Below are 17,285 nucleotides of genomic sequence, written 5' to 3'. Positions count from 1 at the left end.
ATTTGTGCCCAATCCGAATACCGGCGGGGCCGTCAGGCCTTGAAATAGACGATCTGATGCGTGCCGGCCAGCAGCACGCCGTCGCGACTCCACACCTGCGCGCTCTGGTCGGAGTGTCCGTGCGTGAAGCGGTTGGCGTGGGCGCACGCCAGGACGTAGTCGCCGTCCAGGGCGTCAAGCTCGGCCATCCAGTGCTGGGTGCTGCGGTTGGTGCGCGGCGACCCGCAGGCCGAACACGGGGGTTTTTCACATTCGCGGGCGCCCATGAAACCGGTGTTATTTTAGATCTCCGCTGCGGGTGCCTTGGAGGGCCGGTATGACAGAGTCGTCGACGCGCGAGTTGCTGACGGCACTGGTGGCCGCGTTTGGCGATGCCGAGCGCGTCACCGAATTGCTGGCACCCAAGGCGCAGTGGTGGATCACCCCGACCGTCGGCGTGCTGGGCAGCCCGACGGTGGGGCGCGACGCGATCCGCGCCGGCATGCGCATCATTTTCGGCCAGCTCTACGCCGACGTGCACACGACCGTGCACCACGTGCTGTGCGACGGCGACCTGGGTGCCGCGCGTTTCACGATGCGGGCCACCGCGCTGTTCGCCGGCCGGCAACCATACGAGAACGAGTACACCGTCTGGGTTCAGGTCCAGGATGGATTGATTGTCCGGGTGTGGGAATACCTCGACGTCGCCCATGCGACAGGGCAATTCAGTTCCTGATCGATCGGTGTTGCGCTGACGCATGACACCATGATTACACTGTGATCACCGATGCATGACAATGCGACCGATGACGAGGAACGCGATGGCCTGGGATTTCGAGACCGAACCGGATTTCGCTGAAAAGCTCTCGTGGATGCGCGATTTCATCGATTCCGAGGTCATCCCGCTGGAACCAATCCTGGACGAGATCTCGCCCGAGGAGTGGCAGCCGGTCAAGCGCTACCTGCAGGGCAAGGTCAAGGCGCAGGGGTTATGGGGCTTGTTCCTCGATCCCAGCCTGGGCGGCGCGGGGCTGGGCCAGCTCAAGCTCGCGCTGATGTCGGAGATCATCGGCCGGTGCATGGTGTCGATGGAGCTGTTCGGGGTCCAGGCGCCCGACAGCGGGAACATGGAATTGCTGGCTCACGGCGCGACCGACGCACAAAAGCAGCGCTGGTTGTATCCCAACCTCAACGGCGAGATATCCAGCGCGTTCGCCCTGACCGAACCGTTCCTGGCCGGCGCCGACCCCACCGTCATCGCCACCACCGCCGTGCTCGACGGCGAGGACTGGATCATCAACGGCCACAAATGGTTTACTACCAACGCGTCCTGCGCGGACATCATCTTGGTGGTCGCGGAGACCGACCCCGCCGGTCGGCCGCACCGGCACGCTTCGATATTCGTGGTGCCGACGGGAACGCCCGGATGCGACATCGTCCGCGACATCCCGACCATGGCGCACCCGGACCCCGAGTTCGGCCGACGGGGCAACCACGCCGAGGTGGTGTTCACCGACTGCCGCGTGCCTGCGGACCATCTCGTCGGCCCGCGCGGCGGCGGATTTGTGCTGGCGCAACAGCGTCTCGGCGGCGGCCGTATCCATCACTCGATGCGATGGCTTGGCCAGGCCCAGCGCGCCCTGGACATCATGGGGGAGCGGGCGGTCTCGCGCCGTTCACACGGCCGGCTGTTGGGCGAACATCAGATGGTGCAAGACTATATCGCGCTGTCGCACACCGAGATTCAGGCAGCGAGGCTGCTGACCTTCCAGACCGCCTGGAAAATGGATCGTCTCGGGGCCGGCGAGGTACGTGCCGAACTGGGCATGATCAAGGCCCACGTATCGAAGGTGGTGCTCGCCGTCCTCGATCGAACCATCCAGGTATGCGGGGCGTTGGGCTACTCCGGAGACCTGCCCGTCGAATCCTGGTACCGGATGACCCGATTCGGGTCGATCGGCGACGGACCGGATGAACTGCACAAGTCCGTGTTGGCCCGGCAGGTGCTCAAGAAGTACCGGCCGGTGGAAGGTTGGCCGACCGATCATCTCCCGTCGAGGCGGCCGGCGGCCGAACAGAAGTGGCAGGCACTACGCCAGGAGGCAGGCGTCGCATGAGCATTCCCGACCGTCAGCGCGCCATCGTGATGACCGGGCCCGGCGCGCCCGTGCAGACCGTCGAGATGCCGGTGGCCGAGCCCGGACCCGGGCAGGTGCTGGTCAAGGTCAACGCCTCGAGCCTGAACTTCCATGACAACGTGAATCTGACGGGCCTGCTGCCCGGGCCCTGGCCGCGGGTCCCGATGACCGATGGCGCCGGGGAAGTGGTGGCGATCGGGCCGGGAGTCGACGACCTGCGGGTCGGTGATCGCGTGATGGGGGCGTTTCATCCGGGCTGGCACGACGGTCCGCCCAACCCCGAAGCCAAGCAGCAGGTGCCCGGCGACACCTGCGACGGCTGGCTACAGCAGTACCGGGTCGAACAAGGCAACGGCCTGGTCCGCACGCCCGCGCACCTGTCCGACGTCGAAGCCGCGACGATCCCCTGCGCGGGCGTCACGGCGTGGAGTGCGTTGGTGGAAGCCAACATCGGTGCGGGCGACGTCGTGGTGACGCAGGGCACCGGTGGGGTATCGCTGTTTGCCGTGCAACTCGCTCGGGCGCGGGGCGCCACCGTGATCCTGACCTCGTCGTCCGACGACAAACTCAAAATCGGATCGGATTTGGGGGCAACGCATCTCGTCAACTACCGGACCACCCCGGATTGGGAGACCGAGGTGAAGCGACTGACCGGCGGTCGCGGCGCCAAACTCGTCGTCGACCTGGGTGGCCCCGCAACGCTGCCGCATTCGCTGCATGCCGCGGCCATGGGCGGCACGATCGCGGTGATCGGCGTGCTCAGCGGGTTCGACACGGCGTCCGTCGCGGTCGCCGAGGTGATGCTGAACAATCTGCGCATCATCGGAATCACGGTGGGCAGCGTGCGGGCTCACCGGGAGATGTGCGAGGCGGTGGCAAGGGACGGCATCAAACCGCACATCAGCCACATCTTCGGCTGGGAGCAACTCGACGAGGCGCTTGCGGTGATGCGGGCCAATGAACACGTCGGCAAAATCGCCCTGACCATCCCATAGCCTCGCGAGGAGTGCAGACGTGCCCAGCGAACTGGAGCTCGACGCGGACCAGATCGTCGCTGCCGCAGTGGAAATCATGCGGGAAAGCGGCCTGGATGCGATCAGCATGCGCGGCGTGGCCACCCGCTTGGGCGTCACGCCGCCGCCGGTCTACTCACGAATCGGCAACAAGGACGCGCTGATTGACGCGGTCGCCGAGCACCTGCTCGACGATCTGGCGCCCGAGCCGCAACGCGACGAAACCTGGCCGGATTACGCGCGCCGTTGGACGCGGCAACTTCGGGCACGGCTGACCGACGCGGCCGACTGCCGGCTCTTCCTGCAGGCGAAGCGTCCGGCCTACCTGAAGGCATCGCGTCCGCTGCTGAAAAGCATGCGCCGCGACGGCATGTCGACCGATATGTCGGTGCGTGCCTGCCGGCTGTTGACGTGGGCGACCGTGGGTTTCGTCGCGATAGATCATCCGCCTAGCGGGCACTCGACGCGCAGGCGCGGCCGACTGGCCGGCAGCGACCCGGCGGGGGTGACGTGCGAGGAAGTCGACGAGTTGTTCGAGACGCACATCGACTACCTGATCGAAGGTATTCGCCGCGACAGCGCTTAGCCTGCGGTGTCGACACCGCCGGGGCTTGTACGATGCAGCGATGGCCAAGCCGTTGATCCCGGCCGACGACATCCTCACGCATGCGCTGGACCTGCTGGATTCCGAAGGCATCGAGGCTCTCAGCGTCCGCCGACTGTCGGCCGCGCTCAAGATCTCACCGCGCACGCTCTATCAGCAGGTCGGCAATCGCGAGGCATTGATCAGGGCGCTGGTGGCCCGCCACTTCGCGCAGCTCAAACTCGACTTCAAGGAATACGACACCTGGGAGTCGACGGCGCTGCACTGGTGCCTGGCGCTGAACGACGCCCTTCGTGCCCATCCGTTTCTGACCGAGCTGATGACCATCGACGACCGCACCGCCGTCGCAGACTATGTCAACGCCCTGCTCAAAGCCACGCTGCGGGAAGGGATTCCACGCCCGCTGGCCACCGAGTGCTGCCGCGGCCTGGCGCATCTGACGATCAACCACAGCATCGTCGAGGTGCGCGGGTTGCGCGAACCGGGGCGCTCGGAATCCGAGACGGCCAAGATCGAGCAGAATTTCCCCCGGCTGGTCGAATGGGTGATTTCCGGGGTTCGGGCCGAGGCGGACGGCGCCGACGCCAAAGCGAAGCGGTCCCGCTGATCAGCCGGAGACGCCGCCGTCGATGGTCATGAGTGACCCCGTCATGTAGCTCGACGCGTCGGAGAGCAAATAGACGACGGCGCCCACGATCTCGTCGGGTCGCCCGACGCGTCCGAGCGCGATGCGGCGCACCAGCTCCGGCAGCAGATCGGGGTTGCGGACGAAGCCAGATGCCGCATCGGTATCGAAGGTGCCGCAGATGATTCCGTTGACCCGCACGCCGGCGCCGGCGTATTCAAGGGCCGTTGCGGTGGTCAGGGCGTTCAGGCCCGCTTTGGCTGCCGCGTAGACGGTGGTAACCGGGGTGGGTTTCACCGACGCCAGTGAGCTGATGTTGATGATCGACCCGCCGCCGGTCGAGGCCATCGCCGTGGCGGCCAGCGCGGTCAACCGGGTCGGCCCTTTCAGGTTGACGCCGATCACCTTGTCGAACAACACCTCTGAGGTGTCAAGGAGTGAAGGGGCAAGTGGGCTCATGCCGGCGTTGTTGACCAGCCCGTCCAGTCGGCCCCAGCGGGCCACGGCGGCCTCGACCACGCCGGGCAGCGATTCCCAATCGCCGACGTGGCACGCCAGCGGAAAGGCTTGGCCGCCCGACTCGGTGATGGTCGCGGCCAGCGCCTCGCACGAATCGATTTTTCGGCTGGCGATCACCACTTTCGCGCCTCGTGCGGCCAGCCCGACACTCGTTGCGGCGCCCAGTCCGCGGCTGCCGCCCGTGACCAGAACGACCCGCTCCGCCACGTCGAACAGGTGGTCGGTCATTGCGCGAACCTCCTTGCACGGCTGAGCAATTCATCGATGACCGGGCCGAAGAACTCGTGGATCGGGTTTCGGGACTCGCCGCGCAGAAATTTGGCGTAGGAGGCCTCCAGGACGATCGCGAGCTTCCATGCGCTGAACACCTGATACCAGTCGAACCGGGACAGGTCGCGGCCGGTGGCCTCGGCGTAGCGCTGGATCAGTTGATCCGGTGTCTGGCAGTGAGCGCGGTCCATACCGTGCGGGACGTCCGGCGATCCCAGCGCGATCGGGTTTCCTTCCTCGGGCCAGAAGATCATCGCCCAGGCCAGATCGATCAGGGGATCACCCACCGTCGTCATCTCGAAGTCGACCACGCAGGCGATCCGGGGTGGCGGCGCCGGAGCCCAGATGACGTTGTCCAGCTTGTAATCCCCGTGCATCACGGTCAGGTCGCCGTCGGCGGGCAGGTTCGCACGCAGCCAGCCGGCGAGTTCGTCCACGCCGTCCAACTCGCGGGCCCGGTAGCCCGCCAGTTGCGCTAGCCATCGATCGACCTGGCGCGGCAGAAACCCTTGCGGGTGCGACAGTTCGGCCAGCGCGGTGCCCGTCCAGTCGACCGAGTGCAGCGCGATCAGGGTGTCGATCAGTTGTTCGCCGATCAAGCCGTGTGACGACGGATCAGCAAGCAGCGCTTCGGGGAGTCCGTCGCGACGGATCACCCCACCGTCGACGTAGGACATCACGAAGAACGGCGCGCCCAGGATCGTGGGGTCGTCGCTGCGGGCCAGCACGGTGGGCACGGCTATTCCGGCGGTGCCCAGTGTCTCCATGATGCGTGCCTCGCGGATCACTTGGTGGGCGGTGTCGGAAACCGTGGCCAGTGGCGCCCGGCGCACCACCCAGGCCCGCCCCAGCCGGTCGACGCGGAACATCTCGCAGCTGCCGCCCCCGCGAATGGGAGTCACCGACACGTCCGCGGCCTCACCCGTGGCCTCGGCCAGCCAATCGCGAAATCGGGGGACGTCGAAACCCGTTGCGGCAGCGGCCATGCCCCGGTCCTCCGAAGGTCAGTTAAAATAACGCCGATTCTGTAAACTTACCAGCCGGGATACATGATCGGCCAGGACAGGCGAACGCGTCGAGCCTGTACAGTAATTAGCCGGTGTTGTACAGTCGCCCAGCACAAGCTCAACGTTCGGATACGACAATGGCGTCGGGAGGTCATCGGTGATGACGCACAAACGGATTCGGCACCGCTGGTGACTGCCGGGACCGCGGAAACCGTCGCGGAGTTTCGCGCCCGGGCCCGGGCCTGGTTGGCCGAGAACATGCCGCGGCAGGGGCCCGCCGAGGCGGCGCTGCTCGAACGCGACGCGGAGGTGTCCTGGCACCGGGCGCGCGAACTGCAAAAGAAGTTGTACGACGGGGGATTCGCCGGCATCTGCTTTCCCCGGGAGTACGGCGGGCTCGGGCTGGGCTATGAGTACAAGAAAGCTTTCGACGCCGAGGCGCAAGGCTACGAAACGCCGTTGCTGCTCAACGTGCCGTCCTTCGCCATCTGCTGCGCGACCATCCTGGACATGGGTAGCGAGGAGCAGAAACGCACCCACATCCATGCGGCGCTGCGCGGCGAGGAAGTGCTGGTACAGCTGCTGTCCGAACCCAGCGGTGGTTCGGACCTCGCGGGCGTCATCACCCGCGCCGACCGCCGGGACGGACGGTGGATCATCAACGGCGCCAAGACCTGGAGCACGTGGGCGTTCGCCGCGGACTACGGGCTATGCCTGGCCCGGACCGATTGGGACGCACCCAAACACGAGGGGCTGACGATGTTCCTGGTGCCGCTTGCGCATCCAGGGATCACGATCAACCGCATCCAGCAGATCAACGGCTCCGTCGAATTCTGCGAAGAGTTCTTCGACGACGTCGAAGTCGGCGATGACGCCGTCGTCGGGGAACCGGGCAAGGGGTGGGAAGTCGCCTCGCGGCAGCTCTACCACGAGCGCCGCAGCATGGGCGACGGCTCGGAGTACACGAGCGGCCCGGGAATCTCTGAGGCCGAGGACGTTTCGATCGACCTGATGGCGCTGGTCGAAAAGACCAACCAGCAAGACAGCGAACGCGTCCGGGAGATGGTCGGTCGCGCCTTGGTCCACCGCGCGGTGGCCCGTCAGCTCAGTGAGCATGTCTTCCACGCGGTGGCCGGCGGGACCCTGCCGCCGAGCGCGGGATCGATCATCCGGTTGTCGATGGCCGCGACCCACGACGTCGAAACCGATGCCGCGATTGCCGTGGCGGGAACATCGGCGGCCATCGACGACGATGCGCGGTTGCTCGACATCGGCATCCGGTACCTGGGCCGCCAGATCGCCAGCATCGGCGGCGGCACCACCGAAATGGCGCGCAACGTGATCGGCGAGCGGGTGCTGAACTTCCCCCGCGAATACGCCGCCGACCGCGGCGTGCCGTTCAACCAGGTGCGGCGAAACAAGTTGTCGGAGAAAGGCGGCCGAAATTGAGCGACCAACTGCGAGACATCCGAGAGTTGGCCGGCGACGCGGACGCTTATCGTGACGAGCTGTACCGCCGCTGGACGGGTCTGCTCAGTTACCGCTACATCGGTCGCAAGCACTCGTCGATGGACATCGGCGACGTCGACGACACCGTCGTGATCCGCCGCGACATGCGCAACGAGGCGGGCGGAATCATGGTTGCGCCGCTGGCCATCTCGTCACCCGAGGGGTGTCAGACCGACATGGTCGCGGTGCCCAACCCGGTGATCGCCTCGGTGCAGATCATCGACCCCGGCTACGACGTATCCAGGGTCGAGATCGTCGGATCCGGCGTCGTGCACCAGGGCCGGACCATGGGCTATGGGCGGTGCAAGATCGTCGACGCCGACAACCCGGACCGGGTTATCGCCTTCAACGAGGGGCAGGGCGCGATCATCGGTATCCCACCGGAAGGCCTTGACAGAATGGATGTTTCTGGCACCGAGCTGGTTGTCGAGGATTCGCCCGACCTGCCGCCGCTGTGGGCCGCCTTCGGCGCCGCCAAGCGCGACGACGGGCACTGGGTGCTGCCGGCGCTGTCCGTCGAACTCGCGTCACCGGATGCGGCGTTGCACATCGGGCCTCAGCACGTCGTGCTGGAGACCGCCGCGATCGACCTGGCGGCCGACGTCGCCGGGACCCGCAAGCTCCAGGTGATCAGCTGGCACGTCATGTTCATGTCGCGCGGGAAGGTGGGGCCCTTCCGGGTGACGGGCACCGCATATGCCGGTGGTCCCGGGCGCATCGGCGTGCGCATGTTGTTGCACGACGAAGGCAATGCGGACAAGGCCGTGACCTCTGCCGCGGCGATCTTCGAGGTGGTCGGCTGACCGCACCCAAGGGCTGCTGAGATGTCGGGGTTCGGCTTCGACACGCTGGCGCTGCTGGCCGCGGTAGGCTTTGCCGGCCCGCTGGTGGCCTCGTTGCCCCGTCTGCGGATTCCGCTGATCATCGGTGAACTCCTCGCGGGACTTGTGCTCGGCAAGACCGGTTTCGGCGTGCTCGATGAGGCGAACCCGACCTTTCAGTTGTTCGCCAACATCGGCTTCGCGCTGGTGATGTTCGTCGCGGGCACACACGTGCCGGTGCGAAGTAAGCAGGTGCGCACGGCGCTGCCGCGGGCGCTTGCGCGCGCGATGCTGTGCGGTGTCGTCGCGACCGGCCTCGGTGCGGCGTTGGCGTGGCAGTTCGGCACCGGCCACGCCGCACTGTATGCGGTGCTGATGACGTCGTCGTCGGCGGCGCTGGCACTGCCGGTGATCGGCTCGCTGGGCCTGCAGGGACCGCCCGTGCTGTCACTGACCGCACAGATCGCCATCGCCGATACCGCATGTATTGTCTTGCTGCCGTTGGTAATCGATCTGCGCAGAGCGCCGACGGCGGCCCTCGGCGCGCTGGAGATCGCGGCCTGCGCCGGCTTGCTCTTCGTGATTCTGCTCGCGGTCGATCGCCGCGGCTGGCGCCAACGCGCGCATGACTATTCCGAGAAGCAAGAGTTCGCGCTGGAACTGCGGACGAATCTGCTGGTGCTGTTCGCACTAGCGGCGCTCGCGCTGCGCACGCACGTGTCGATCATGTTGGCCGGCTTCGCATTGGGCCTGGTGATCGGGTCGGTCGGGGAACCGCGACGGCTGGCGCGCCAGCTGTTCGGGATCACCGAGGGCTTCTTCGGCCCGTTGTTCTTCGTCTGGCTGGGCGCCTCGCTACACGTGCGCGAGCTGGGTGCGCACCCGAAATTGATCCTGTTGGGCGTCGCATTGGGGCTGGGCGCCGTGCTGGCACACTGCGTGGCCGGATTGCTGGGCCAGCCGATCAGCCTTGCGGTGCTCTCGGCCGCGCAGCTCGGTGTGCCGGTGGCCGCGGCCACGATCGGCAACCAGGGAAACCTGCTCGCCCCGGGCGAAGGTTCGGCACTGATGCTCGGTGCCTTGCTCACGGTCGCGTCCACCTCGATCGCCGGCGCCGTGGCGGCGCGTGGCCAAGCCAAGTAGTGGCACAAAGTCCTTCACGACTAGGGCCGTCGGGCCCTCCTCCGGCCGCGGCGGTCGCGCAATCGTTGACGTGACGCTTCACCGAAGGGAGCAATGGCTATGAATGCGAGCCTTCCCGACGCCGCCACGATCGAGACCGCCCTGGGTCTGGCTTCTCGTGCTCCCTCGGTCCACAACACCCAGCCGTGGCGCTGGCGAGTGGAGGGGGCGAGCCTGCATCTGTACTCCGACGCCGGCCGGCAGCTGCCCAACACCGACCCCGATGGCCGGGATCTGATCCTGAGTTGCGGTGCGGCACTGAATCACTGCGTCGTTGCCCTGGCGGCAATCGGGTGGCGGGCGAAGGTAACCCGGCTTCCGGATCCTGCCGACCCCAGCCATCTTGCCGCGATCGAAATGTCGCCCTACCGGGCCGATTCCCTCGATATCGCGCTCGCCGCGGCGATACCGCGGCGGCGAACCGATCGGCGCCACTACAGTTACTGGCCGGTGCCGGTCGGCGATATCGCGCTGATGGCTGCGCGGGCGGCCCGCAACGGAGTCACGCTGTGCCAAGTCGAAAACATCGACCGGCTGCACAAGATTGTGTCCCAATCCATCTGGAATCATCTCAACCACGAGTACCTCGCCGAGCTCACCGAATGGAGCGGGCGGTACGCGTCGGTGGCCGGGGTTCCCGCCCGCAATGTGCCGGTGCCCGACCCGCGGGCCAAGATTCCGGGCCGCTTGTTCGCCGGCCCCGCCCTGGCCATGCCACCGGGCAGCTCCGCCGACGACGACAACGCCGTCGTGCTTGCACTCGGAACCAGGACCGATGACCGGCTCGCGCAGCTACGGGCCGGCGAAGCCACCAGCGTCGTGCTGCTGACCGCCACGTCGATGGGTTTGGCGAGCTGTCCGGTCACCGAGCCACTGGAGGTGGCCGAAACCCGCAAGGAGGTGCATGCGGACATCTTCGGCGGCGGCCGCTACCCGCAGATGCTGCTTCGCGTGGGATGGGCGGCGATCAACGCCGACCCGCTGCCGGCCACCCCGCGACGTGAACTCTCCGACTTCGTCGAGTGGAGCGCGGACGCCCAGCACGGCGTCTAGCTGACGATCTGCAAGACCTCGTCCAACGGATGCCGCGGTGTGGGTGGGGGCACCGTTTCCATCGGCGGTGCGACCCCGACGCGGACGAGCACCTGCGGCTGGCCCGGCCCGTCGAGCAGGCCACGAACGATGTCGCGGCTCTCGGCCACTTCGATCAGGTGCGTCAGTGGGCAGGTCCCCAGACCTGCCATCGTGCATTCCAGCAAGACCGCCGATAACGCTTCACCGCAACACAATGCGTCGGATCGGGTGTCTTCCGGCGTGGACAGCAGCAGGATCTTCGACCAGTCGACCTCGACCTCGGGACGCCGACTCTGATGGCTCCTGCCGGGAAAGTCGCGCGCCAGGTCGACGCGTGGACGTTCCTCGTCGGAAACCAGCGCGCTCGGCGGAATGCCTTCGCTGACCACGAAACGTGAAGTCCACCAAGCAAGTTCCTCGTGATACGAGTAGTCGTCGCGGCGAAGCGCGGCACTGAGTTGCGAGGCGGCGGCCAACTTCGGGTGCGCATCCTCGTCGAGCACCTGCAGCGTGACGTTGCGGTCGTCGAGCGCGCGCCGCAATACCGGTTCGAACAGACTCCAGAACGTCGGCTCGGCCAACGGCAGCCGATCCGTCCGGCGCGCCAGTATGGCCTGGACGCGGTCGTCCGCCGACCTGGTGACGTGCTCGGCGCGACGGAATTCGATCGACGCCAGGTGGTCGGGGTTGTTCGGGTTCGGGAACCGTCCGATCACCGCCTCCCACCCGGCGGCCAGCATCGCGACCTGAAGATGGTCCAGGGCGCAACCGCAACTGATGATCGCTTGCCGACCCGAATGATCCGTGCCCGGCACCAGGTGGCGCCGATCGAGGAACAACCGCAGAGCCCCACCCTCGGCCACCCACCGCCAGGGCTGGCTGTTGTGCACTGACGGAGCACGGCAGGCCAATCGAACCGCTTCCGTCAAGACCTCGCTGCCCGGTGTGGTGGGCATGCCGTCAACTCCTCGTCAGGCTCGTCGTGCTATCCCTCAACCTAGGGGACGAACGGCGGCGCATGAAGGGCCTTTTGGCCCCTCCGCGGCCGGCCATACGTCCATAGCCTGAATATTGGGCGAATCGAATGATCTCACCCGGGCACGCTAGTCAGGAGCCAACATGAGCCAGCTGCATTGCAAGTCGGTGGTCGTCGGTGTCGACGGTTCGAAAGCCGCGATCAGCGCTGCCAAGTGGGCGATCGACGAAGCGATCAGCCGAGAACTGCCGTTGCGTCTGGTCCACGTCATCCCGCGTGACGAGGCGCGTAACACCCAACCCTCCGATTGGGAGATCGAGTGCGGCGAGATGGCGCTCAGCCAGGCCGACGGCGCCGTGCAAGGCGTCGGGAAGCCGGTCGAGATCGAAACAGCGCTTCTCTCAGGCGATCCCGAGCAGGTCTTGATCAACGAATCACAGGATGCGGCAATGGTTTGCCTGGGCGTCGGCAAGCGTGAATGGGGAAGCGACGAATTGCTGGGACCCACCGCCGCCGCGTTGGCGACGCAGGCACATTGCCCGGTCGCCATCATCCGCAGCGATTCCGACGAACCGCCGACGGTCGGTGGCGTGATCGGCGTTGTGCTCAACGACGAACCCGACAACGACGACGTCGTGCACCACGCCATGGAGGAGGGGCGGCTGCGCAAAGCCACTGTGCGCCAGATCGATCGGCGGCTGGACAGCTGGGTCCGGCGGTACCCGGACGTCCGTGTCGAGATCGTCGCCGCCGGGGCCGGCGCGCGGTTGACCGAAATCCACGGCAACGCAATAGACCTCGCAGTGGTGGGTCAGGCTGACGCCGACGAGATCACCGGCCTGGGTGCGCTCAACTGTCATCCGATTCCGGGCTATCCCGACTGCTCGGTGTTGCTGGTCCGTCACTGAACCGCCGGAGGAGCCTGCGATGGAGTTCGTCACGCCACGATCGATCGTCGTCGGAGTCGACGGCTCGAAAGCAGCGCTGCGTGCTGCGCACTGGGCGGTCGACGAGGCGATAAAGGGTGACGTGCCGCTGCGCTTGCTCTACGCGATCGAAAACGAAACCGGAGCCGCCGGCACGGCGGACCGGCGCGCCATCGCCGAAGCCGCGCTGCGCCGGGTCGCCGCGACAATCGAGGCGCTGAATCGGCCGGTCAAGCTCGAGACCGAGATCGCACACGACTCGCCGGTCAAAGCGTTGATCCGCGCTTCGGCAGCCGCAGCCATGGTCTGCGTGGGCGCCGTTGGCTTGCAACACTTTCGGGCGGGCCGGACCGGCTCGACCACCACGGCCGTGGCGATATCGGCACACTGCCCGGTAGCGATCGTTCGGGACCGCGATGTCCACGACCGGCAGCCGGAGCACGACATCGTCGTCGAAATCGACCGAGCTCCCGACAACGGTCTGGTGCTCGGTGCCGCGATGGAAGAAGCATTGTTGCGTGACGCCGGGCTCCAGGCCGTGATCTGCCGAAACGGCGACGATGACCGTCGGGCGCTGGCCGACCTGGATCGCCGCCTCGTGCGGTGGAAACGCCAGTATCCACAGCTGCGGGTGGAGTCGGTCGCGGTGCACGGCACCCTGATGGAATATTTGGCCAGTCGCCGCCGGTCGGTGCAGCTGCTCATCGTCGGGTCCCACGACCGCCGCCATGTGGCGGAGCTGGTCGGACCGGTGGGCAATACCGTCCTGCGCGGCGCCGACTGCTCGCTGCTCATCGTCAATCGTCAACACTTGTGAAGGGGGCGATGATGAACATGGCGCAAATCGCCCCGCCCAGCCGGCAGGAAGGACTCGCAATGGTCACGGTATTTCTCGTCGACGACCATGAAGTCGTTCGTCGCGGCCTCGCCGACTTGCTCGCCTCGGACTCGGAGCTCGAAATCATCGGTGACGCCGGTTCGGTATCCGAAGCGATGGTGCGGATACCCGCGCTGAAACCCGACGTCGCGGTGCTCGACGTGCGCCTTCCCGACGGCAACGGCATCGAATTGTGCCGAGAGCTGCTCTCCGAGCTTCCCGACCTGCGCTGTCTGATGCTGACGTCCTTCACCTCCGACGAGGCCATGCTCGAGGCGATACTGGCCGGCGCCAGCGGCTACGTCGTCAAGGACATCCGCGGCATGGAGCTGGCGCAGGCGATCAAGGACGTCGGGGCCGGCAAATCGCTACTGGATAACCGCGCCGCGGCCGCGCTGATGGCAAAACTGCGCGACAACACCGAGCCCCCCGATCCGCTCTCCGGATTGACCGACCGGGAGCGAACCCTGCTCGGACTGCTCAGCGAGGGATTGACCAACAAGCAGATCGCCGCGCGCATGTTCCTCGCCGAGAAGACCGTCAAAAACTACGTCTCGCGATTGCTGGCCAAGCTCGGTATGGAGCGGAGGACGCAGGCGGCGGTGTTCGCCTCGAAGCTGGATCAGCGGCCCACCAGACCACCGTTGCCGTAGCTCGCGTCGCAACGATCCGCTTAAGCTGGGCCAGGACGTCTTACATTGCTCAGGCTTCGTGGAGGTATCGGGTCGAGTGGCCACCGATGAGAGCGACTCGGCATTTGCCGGACTCGGCCGGCGCGGGCTGGTTGACCGAATGCATGAGCAACTCGACGAGTTGCTGGCAGGGCGCGACCAAATGGAGCAATTGCTGCGGGTGATCGTCGAGATCGGTTCAGATCTCGACCTGGATGCGACGCTGCGCCGGATCATCATGTCGGCCAGGGATTTGACGTCAGCCCCCTACGGCGCCTTGGCAATACGCGATCCCGAGGGTGCGTTGATCTCGTTTGTCCACGACGGAATCGACGACGAGACGGTCAAGCAAATCGGGCCGTTGCCCGTCGGCAAGGGAATTCTGAGCGTGTCGCTGCTCGACACCCCGGCGTTGCGGTTGCACGACCTGACCACGCACCCGGCCGCGGTGGGGTTTCCCGAGCATCACCCACCGATGCGTGCCTTCCTCGCCGTGCCGATCACCATTCGGGGAACGGTGTTCGGCAACTTGTATCTGACCCACGACGAGCCGGCCCGCGTATTCTCCGAATCCGATGAGGTCGCCGCCCGGGCTTTGGCGTTTGCGGCGGCGGTCGCAATCGACAATGCGCAAGTATTCGAACGCGAGCGCACGGCGGTGAAATGGATGGATGCCAGTCGCGAGATCACCACAGCGCTGCTGTCCAGTGCCGACTCGGAAACAAGGCCGCTGCACTTGATCGCCGAACGTGCCTGCGCCATCACCGAAGCCGAACAGGCGATCGTGCTCGTCCCGGTTGACGGCGATCTACCCGCCGACGAAAACGACACGTTAATTGTCTCCGCAGCGGTCGGGCTGAACGCCGATGAGGTTGTCGGGCAACGGGTTCCGGTGGAAGGATCCACCAGCGGCGGGGTCTTCCGCTCGGGTACGCCGCTGATCACCGAGTCGATGAGCTATCCGATCCAGGCCTTCACCGACGTCGGCGAACGCTCGGCGATCGTGATGCCGCTGCGGGCCCACGAACAGGTCGCCGGTGTGATCGCGGTCGCCCGCAACGCGGACCACCCGCCCTTCGACGACAGCTACCTCGACCTGGTCAGCGATTTCGCCAAGCACGCCGCGATAGCGCTGATGCTCGCCGAAGGCCGCGAGAACTCGCGCCAGCTGACCATCGTGGCCGAGCGCGAGCGCATCGCACACGACCTGCACGACCATGTCATCCAACGGTTGTTCGCCGCCGGCATGGACCTTCAGGGCACCGTCGCGCGGGTGCGTTCACCCGAGGTGGCCGAGCGGCTCAATCGCACACTCGACGACCTGCAAACCATCATCGAGGAGATCCGCACCACGATCTTCCAGCTGAAGTCCCCGCTGGGCAGCGATGGCGGCTTCCGGAACCGGATCCAGCGGGTGGTCGCCGACCTGACCGGTAATCGCGACATCGTCACCACGGTGCGCATGCACGGGCCGATGACCGCCGTGGGCGGCGAACTCGCCGAGCACGCCGAGGCGGTCACCGCGGAAGCCGTCAGCAACGCCATCCGGCATTCCGGTGCGACACGGCTGACCGTGGATGTCAGCGTCGCCGACATGCTGACCGTCGACGTCGCCGACAACGGTTGCGGCATTCCCGCCGACAACCCGCGCCGCAGCGGATTGGCCAACCTGTCCTACCGCGCCGAACAGGTCGGCGGAACCTGCGAAGTCAGCACCCCGGACGGGGGCGGCACCAGGGTCCGTTGGACCGCCCCGCTGGACGACCACTGACGGCGTTGCGGGGCAGGGACTTTGGTCCTGCGCTCTGAGGCCTTTGGACAGGCGCGACGTCGTACCCGGCTGCGTAGCGTCGTCGTCATGACCTACGTGATCGGCAAAGCCTGCGTCGACGTCATGGAGAAATCCTGCGTCCAGGAATGCCCGGTGGACTGCATCTACGAGGGCGACCGAACGATGTACATCAACCCCGACGAGTGCGTGGACTGTGGGGCCTGCAAACCGGCTTGCCACGCCGGTGCGATCTACTGGGAGGGCGACCTGCCCGACGACGAGCAAGTGCATCTGGGCGACAACGCCGCATTCTTCGCTCTGCCCCTACCGGGTCGCGCCGGTCCGTTGGGTTCCCCGGGCGGAGCCACCGGTTTGGGGCGAGTCGGCGTCGACACCGCGTTGATCGCGGCGATGCCACCGGCCGCGGGCTAACCCGCCAGACCCTGGTCATACATCCCTGCGCAAATGTATGGTGATCGCCAGCGTCTACGCCTGGCGCACCGACACGACAGGAGATTTGCGGTGGCAGAACGGTTGGCCGGAAAGGTCGCGCTGATCAGCGGGGGTGCGCGGGGGATGGGTGCCTCGCATGTGCGGATGCTGGTGGCCGAGGGGGCCAAGGTCGTCTTCGGCGACATCCTCGACGACGAAGGCAAGGCCGTGGCAGCCGAGGTCGGCGACTCGGCTCGTTACCTGCATCTCGACGTGACCAAGCCCGACGACTGGGATGCGGCCGTCGCGACCGCGATTGGCGAGTTCGGCGGCATCGACGTGCTGGTGAACAACGCCGGCATCATCAACATCGGCACCCTTGAGGACTACGCGCTCTCGGAGTGGCAGCGGATCCTCGACATCAATCTGACCGGTGTGTTTCTCGGCATCCGCGCCGTGGTGAAGCCGATGAAGGAAGCCGGACGAGGCTCGATCATCAACATCTCCTCGATCGAGGGCATTGCCGGCACGATCGCCTGCCATGGTTACACCGCAACGAAATTCGCTGTCCGGGGTTTGACGAAGTCGGCGGCGCTGGAGCTCGGGCCCAGCGGGATCCGGGTGAACTCGATTCATCCCGGCCTGATCAAGACCCCGATGACCGAGTGGGTTCCCGACGACCTCTTCCAGACCGCCCTGGGTCGGGCCGCCGACCCCAAGGAGGTCTCCAGCCTGGTGGTCTACCTGGCCAGCGACGAATCCAGCTACTCCACCGGCTCGGAGTTCGTGGTCGACGGCGGCACCACCGCCGGCCTAGGGCACAAAGATTTTTCCGCCGTGCAGACCGACGCCCAGCCGGAGTGGGTTACCTAAAATCTTCCGCGAGACTGT

General features: G+C 66.4%; 18 protein-coding genes and 1 pseudogene. 15 read left to right on the top strand and 4 right to left on the bottom strand.

Going from position 1 to position 17,285, the window contains the following annotated elements:
• Positions 1-32: 32 nt before the first annotated feature.
• Positions 33-182 (bottom strand): annotated as a pseudogene (locus BN973_RS31080) (thioesterase family protein); the annotation flags it as partial.
• Between the two features lie 134 nt (positions 183-316).
• Between BN973_RS31080 and BN973_RS29965 the strand changes: the two are divergent.
• The 5 genes from BN973_RS29965 (at position 317) to BN973_RS29955 (ending at position 4,341) form a co-directional block, all read left to right on the top strand.
• Positions 317-715, top strand: coding sequence for a nuclear transport factor 2 family protein (locus BN973_RS29965; RefSeq protein ID WP_051641313.1), 399 nt, complete (start codon positions 317-319; stop codon positions 713-715).
• A gap of 70 nt (positions 716-785) precedes the next feature.
• The gene (locus BN973_RS16760; protein ID WP_330981737.1) at positions 786-2,096 is read left to right on the top strand and encodes an acyl-CoA dehydrogenase family protein; all 1,311 of its coding nucleotides are present in this window, start codon (positions 786-788) and stop codon (positions 2,094-2,096) included.
• Positions 2,093-3,112, top strand: a complete 1,020-nt coding sequence (locus BN973_RS16755; protein ID WP_051641312.1) for a zinc-dependent alcohol dehydrogenase family protein — start codon at positions 2,093-2,095, stop codon at positions 3,110-3,112. The genes BN973_RS16760 and BN973_RS16755 overlap by 4 nt, the downstream gene beginning before the upstream one ends.
• A gap of 19 nt (positions 3,113-3,131) precedes the next feature.
• Positions 3,132-3,716, top strand: a complete 585-nt coding sequence (locus BN973_RS29960) for a TetR family transcriptional regulator (RefSeq protein ID WP_051641311.1) — start codon at positions 3,132-3,134, stop codon at positions 3,714-3,716.
• Between the two features lie 40 nt (positions 3,717-3,756).
• Positions 3,757-4,341 carry a TetR/AcrR family transcriptional regulator gene (locus BN973_RS29955; RefSeq protein ID WP_051641310.1) on the top strand — a complete coding sequence of 195 codons (585 nt, stop codon included), beginning with the start codon at positions 3,757-3,759 and terminating at the stop codon, positions 4,339-4,341.
• Here BN973_RS29955 and BN973_RS16740 read toward each other — a convergent pair whose 3' ends face one another.
• Both BN973_RS16740 and BN973_RS16735 read right to left on the bottom strand, forming a co-directional pair.
• The gene (locus BN973_RS16740; RefSeq protein ID WP_036469508.1) at positions 4,342-5,106 is read right to left on the bottom strand and encodes an SDR family NAD(P)-dependent oxidoreductase; all 765 of its coding nucleotides are present in this window, start codon (positions 5,104-5,106) and stop codon (positions 4,342-4,344) included.
• Complete coding sequence (locus tag BN973_RS16735) at positions 5,103-6,134, bottom strand: phosphotransferase family protein (protein ID WP_051641309.1); 1,032 nt, start codon at positions 6,132-6,134, stop codon at positions 5,103-5,105. The genes BN973_RS16740 and BN973_RS16735 overlap by 4 nt, the downstream gene beginning before the upstream one ends.
• Positions 6,135-6,344: 210 nt before the next feature.
• On the opposite strand from BN973_RS16735, the gene BN973_RS16730 reads away from it, so the two are divergent.
• The 4 genes from BN973_RS16730 (at position 6,345) to BN973_RS16715 (ending at position 10,720) form a co-directional block, all read left to right on the top strand.
• Complete coding sequence (locus BN973_RS16730; protein ID WP_036469506.1) at positions 6,345-7,604, top strand: acyl-CoA dehydrogenase family protein; 1,260 nt, start codon at positions 6,345-6,347, stop codon at positions 7,602-7,604.
• Positions 7,601-8,467 (top strand): hypothetical protein, encoded by an 867-nt coding sequence (locus BN973_RS16725; protein WP_036469503.1) that lies wholly within the window; start codon positions 7,601-7,603, stop codon positions 8,465-8,467. The genes BN973_RS16730 and BN973_RS16725 overlap by 4 nt, the downstream gene beginning before the upstream one ends.
• A 21-nt stretch (positions 8,468-8,488) precedes the next feature.
• The gene (locus tag BN973_RS16720; protein ID WP_036469501.1) at positions 8,489-9,628 is read left to right on the top strand and encodes a cation:proton antiporter; all 1,140 of its coding nucleotides are present in this window, start codon (positions 8,489-8,491) and stop codon (positions 9,626-9,628) included.
• A 99-nt stretch (positions 9,629-9,727) separates the two neighbouring features.
• Positions 9,728-10,720 (top strand): Acg family FMN-binding oxidoreductase, encoded by a 993-nt coding sequence (locus tag BN973_RS16715; protein WP_036469500.1) that lies wholly within the window; start codon positions 9,728-9,730, stop codon positions 10,718-10,720.
• On the opposite strand, the gene BN973_RS16710 is transcribed toward BN973_RS16715, so the two are convergent.
• The gene (locus BN973_RS16710) at positions 10,717-11,697 is read right to left on the bottom strand and encodes an Acg family FMN-binding oxidoreductase (RefSeq protein WP_036469498.1); all 981 of its coding nucleotides are present in this window, start codon (positions 11,695-11,697) and stop codon (positions 10,717-10,719) included. The genes BN973_RS16715 and BN973_RS16710 overlap by 4 nt on opposite strands.
• Before the next feature lie 163 nt (positions 11,698-11,860).
• Between BN973_RS16710 and BN973_RS16705 the strand changes: the two genes are divergently transcribed.
• The 6 genes from BN973_RS16705 (at position 11,861) to BN973_RS16680 (ending at position 17,267) form a co-directional block, all read left to right on the top strand.
• Positions 11,861-12,625, top strand: a complete 765-nt coding sequence (locus BN973_RS16705) for a universal stress protein (RefSeq protein ID WP_036469496.1) — start codon at positions 11,861-11,863, stop codon at positions 12,623-12,625.
• A gap of 19 nt (positions 12,626-12,644) precedes the next feature.
• Positions 12,645-13,460, top strand: a complete 816-nt coding sequence (locus BN973_RS16700) for a universal stress protein (protein WP_036469495.1) — start codon at positions 12,645-12,647, stop codon at positions 13,458-13,460.
• Positions 13,461-13,519: 59 nt separating this feature from the next.
• Positions 13,520-14,173 (top strand): response regulator, encoded by a 654-nt coding sequence (locus BN973_RS16695; protein WP_036472572.1) that lies wholly within the window; start codon positions 13,520-13,522, stop codon positions 14,171-14,173.
• Between the two features lie 139 nt (positions 14,174-14,312).
• On the top strand, positions 14,313-15,962 hold the full coding sequence (locus BN973_RS16690) for a sensor histidine kinase (RefSeq protein WP_084163629.1): 1,650 nt from the start codon (positions 14,313-14,315) through the stop codon (positions 15,960-15,962).
• A gap of 87 nt (positions 15,963-16,049) precedes the next feature.
• Positions 16,050-16,394, top strand: a complete 345-nt coding sequence (fdxA, locus tag BN973_RS16685; RefSeq protein ID WP_036469491.1) for a ferredoxin — start codon at positions 16,050-16,052, stop codon at positions 16,392-16,394.
• 90 nt (positions 16,395-16,484) lie between these two features.
• Positions 16,485-17,267 (top strand): SDR family oxidoreductase, encoded by a 783-nt coding sequence (locus tag BN973_RS16680; RefSeq protein WP_036469489.1) that lies wholly within the window; start codon positions 16,485-16,487, stop codon positions 17,265-17,267.
• Positions 17,268-17,285: the final 18 nt, after the last annotated feature.

Source organism: Mycobacterium triplex (genome assembly GCF_000689255.1).
Lineage (GTDB): Bacteria > Actinomycetota > Actinomycetes > Mycobacteriales > Mycobacteriaceae > Mycobacterium > Mycobacterium triplex.
This window is presented reverse-complemented; position numbering and strand designations above follow the sequence as displayed.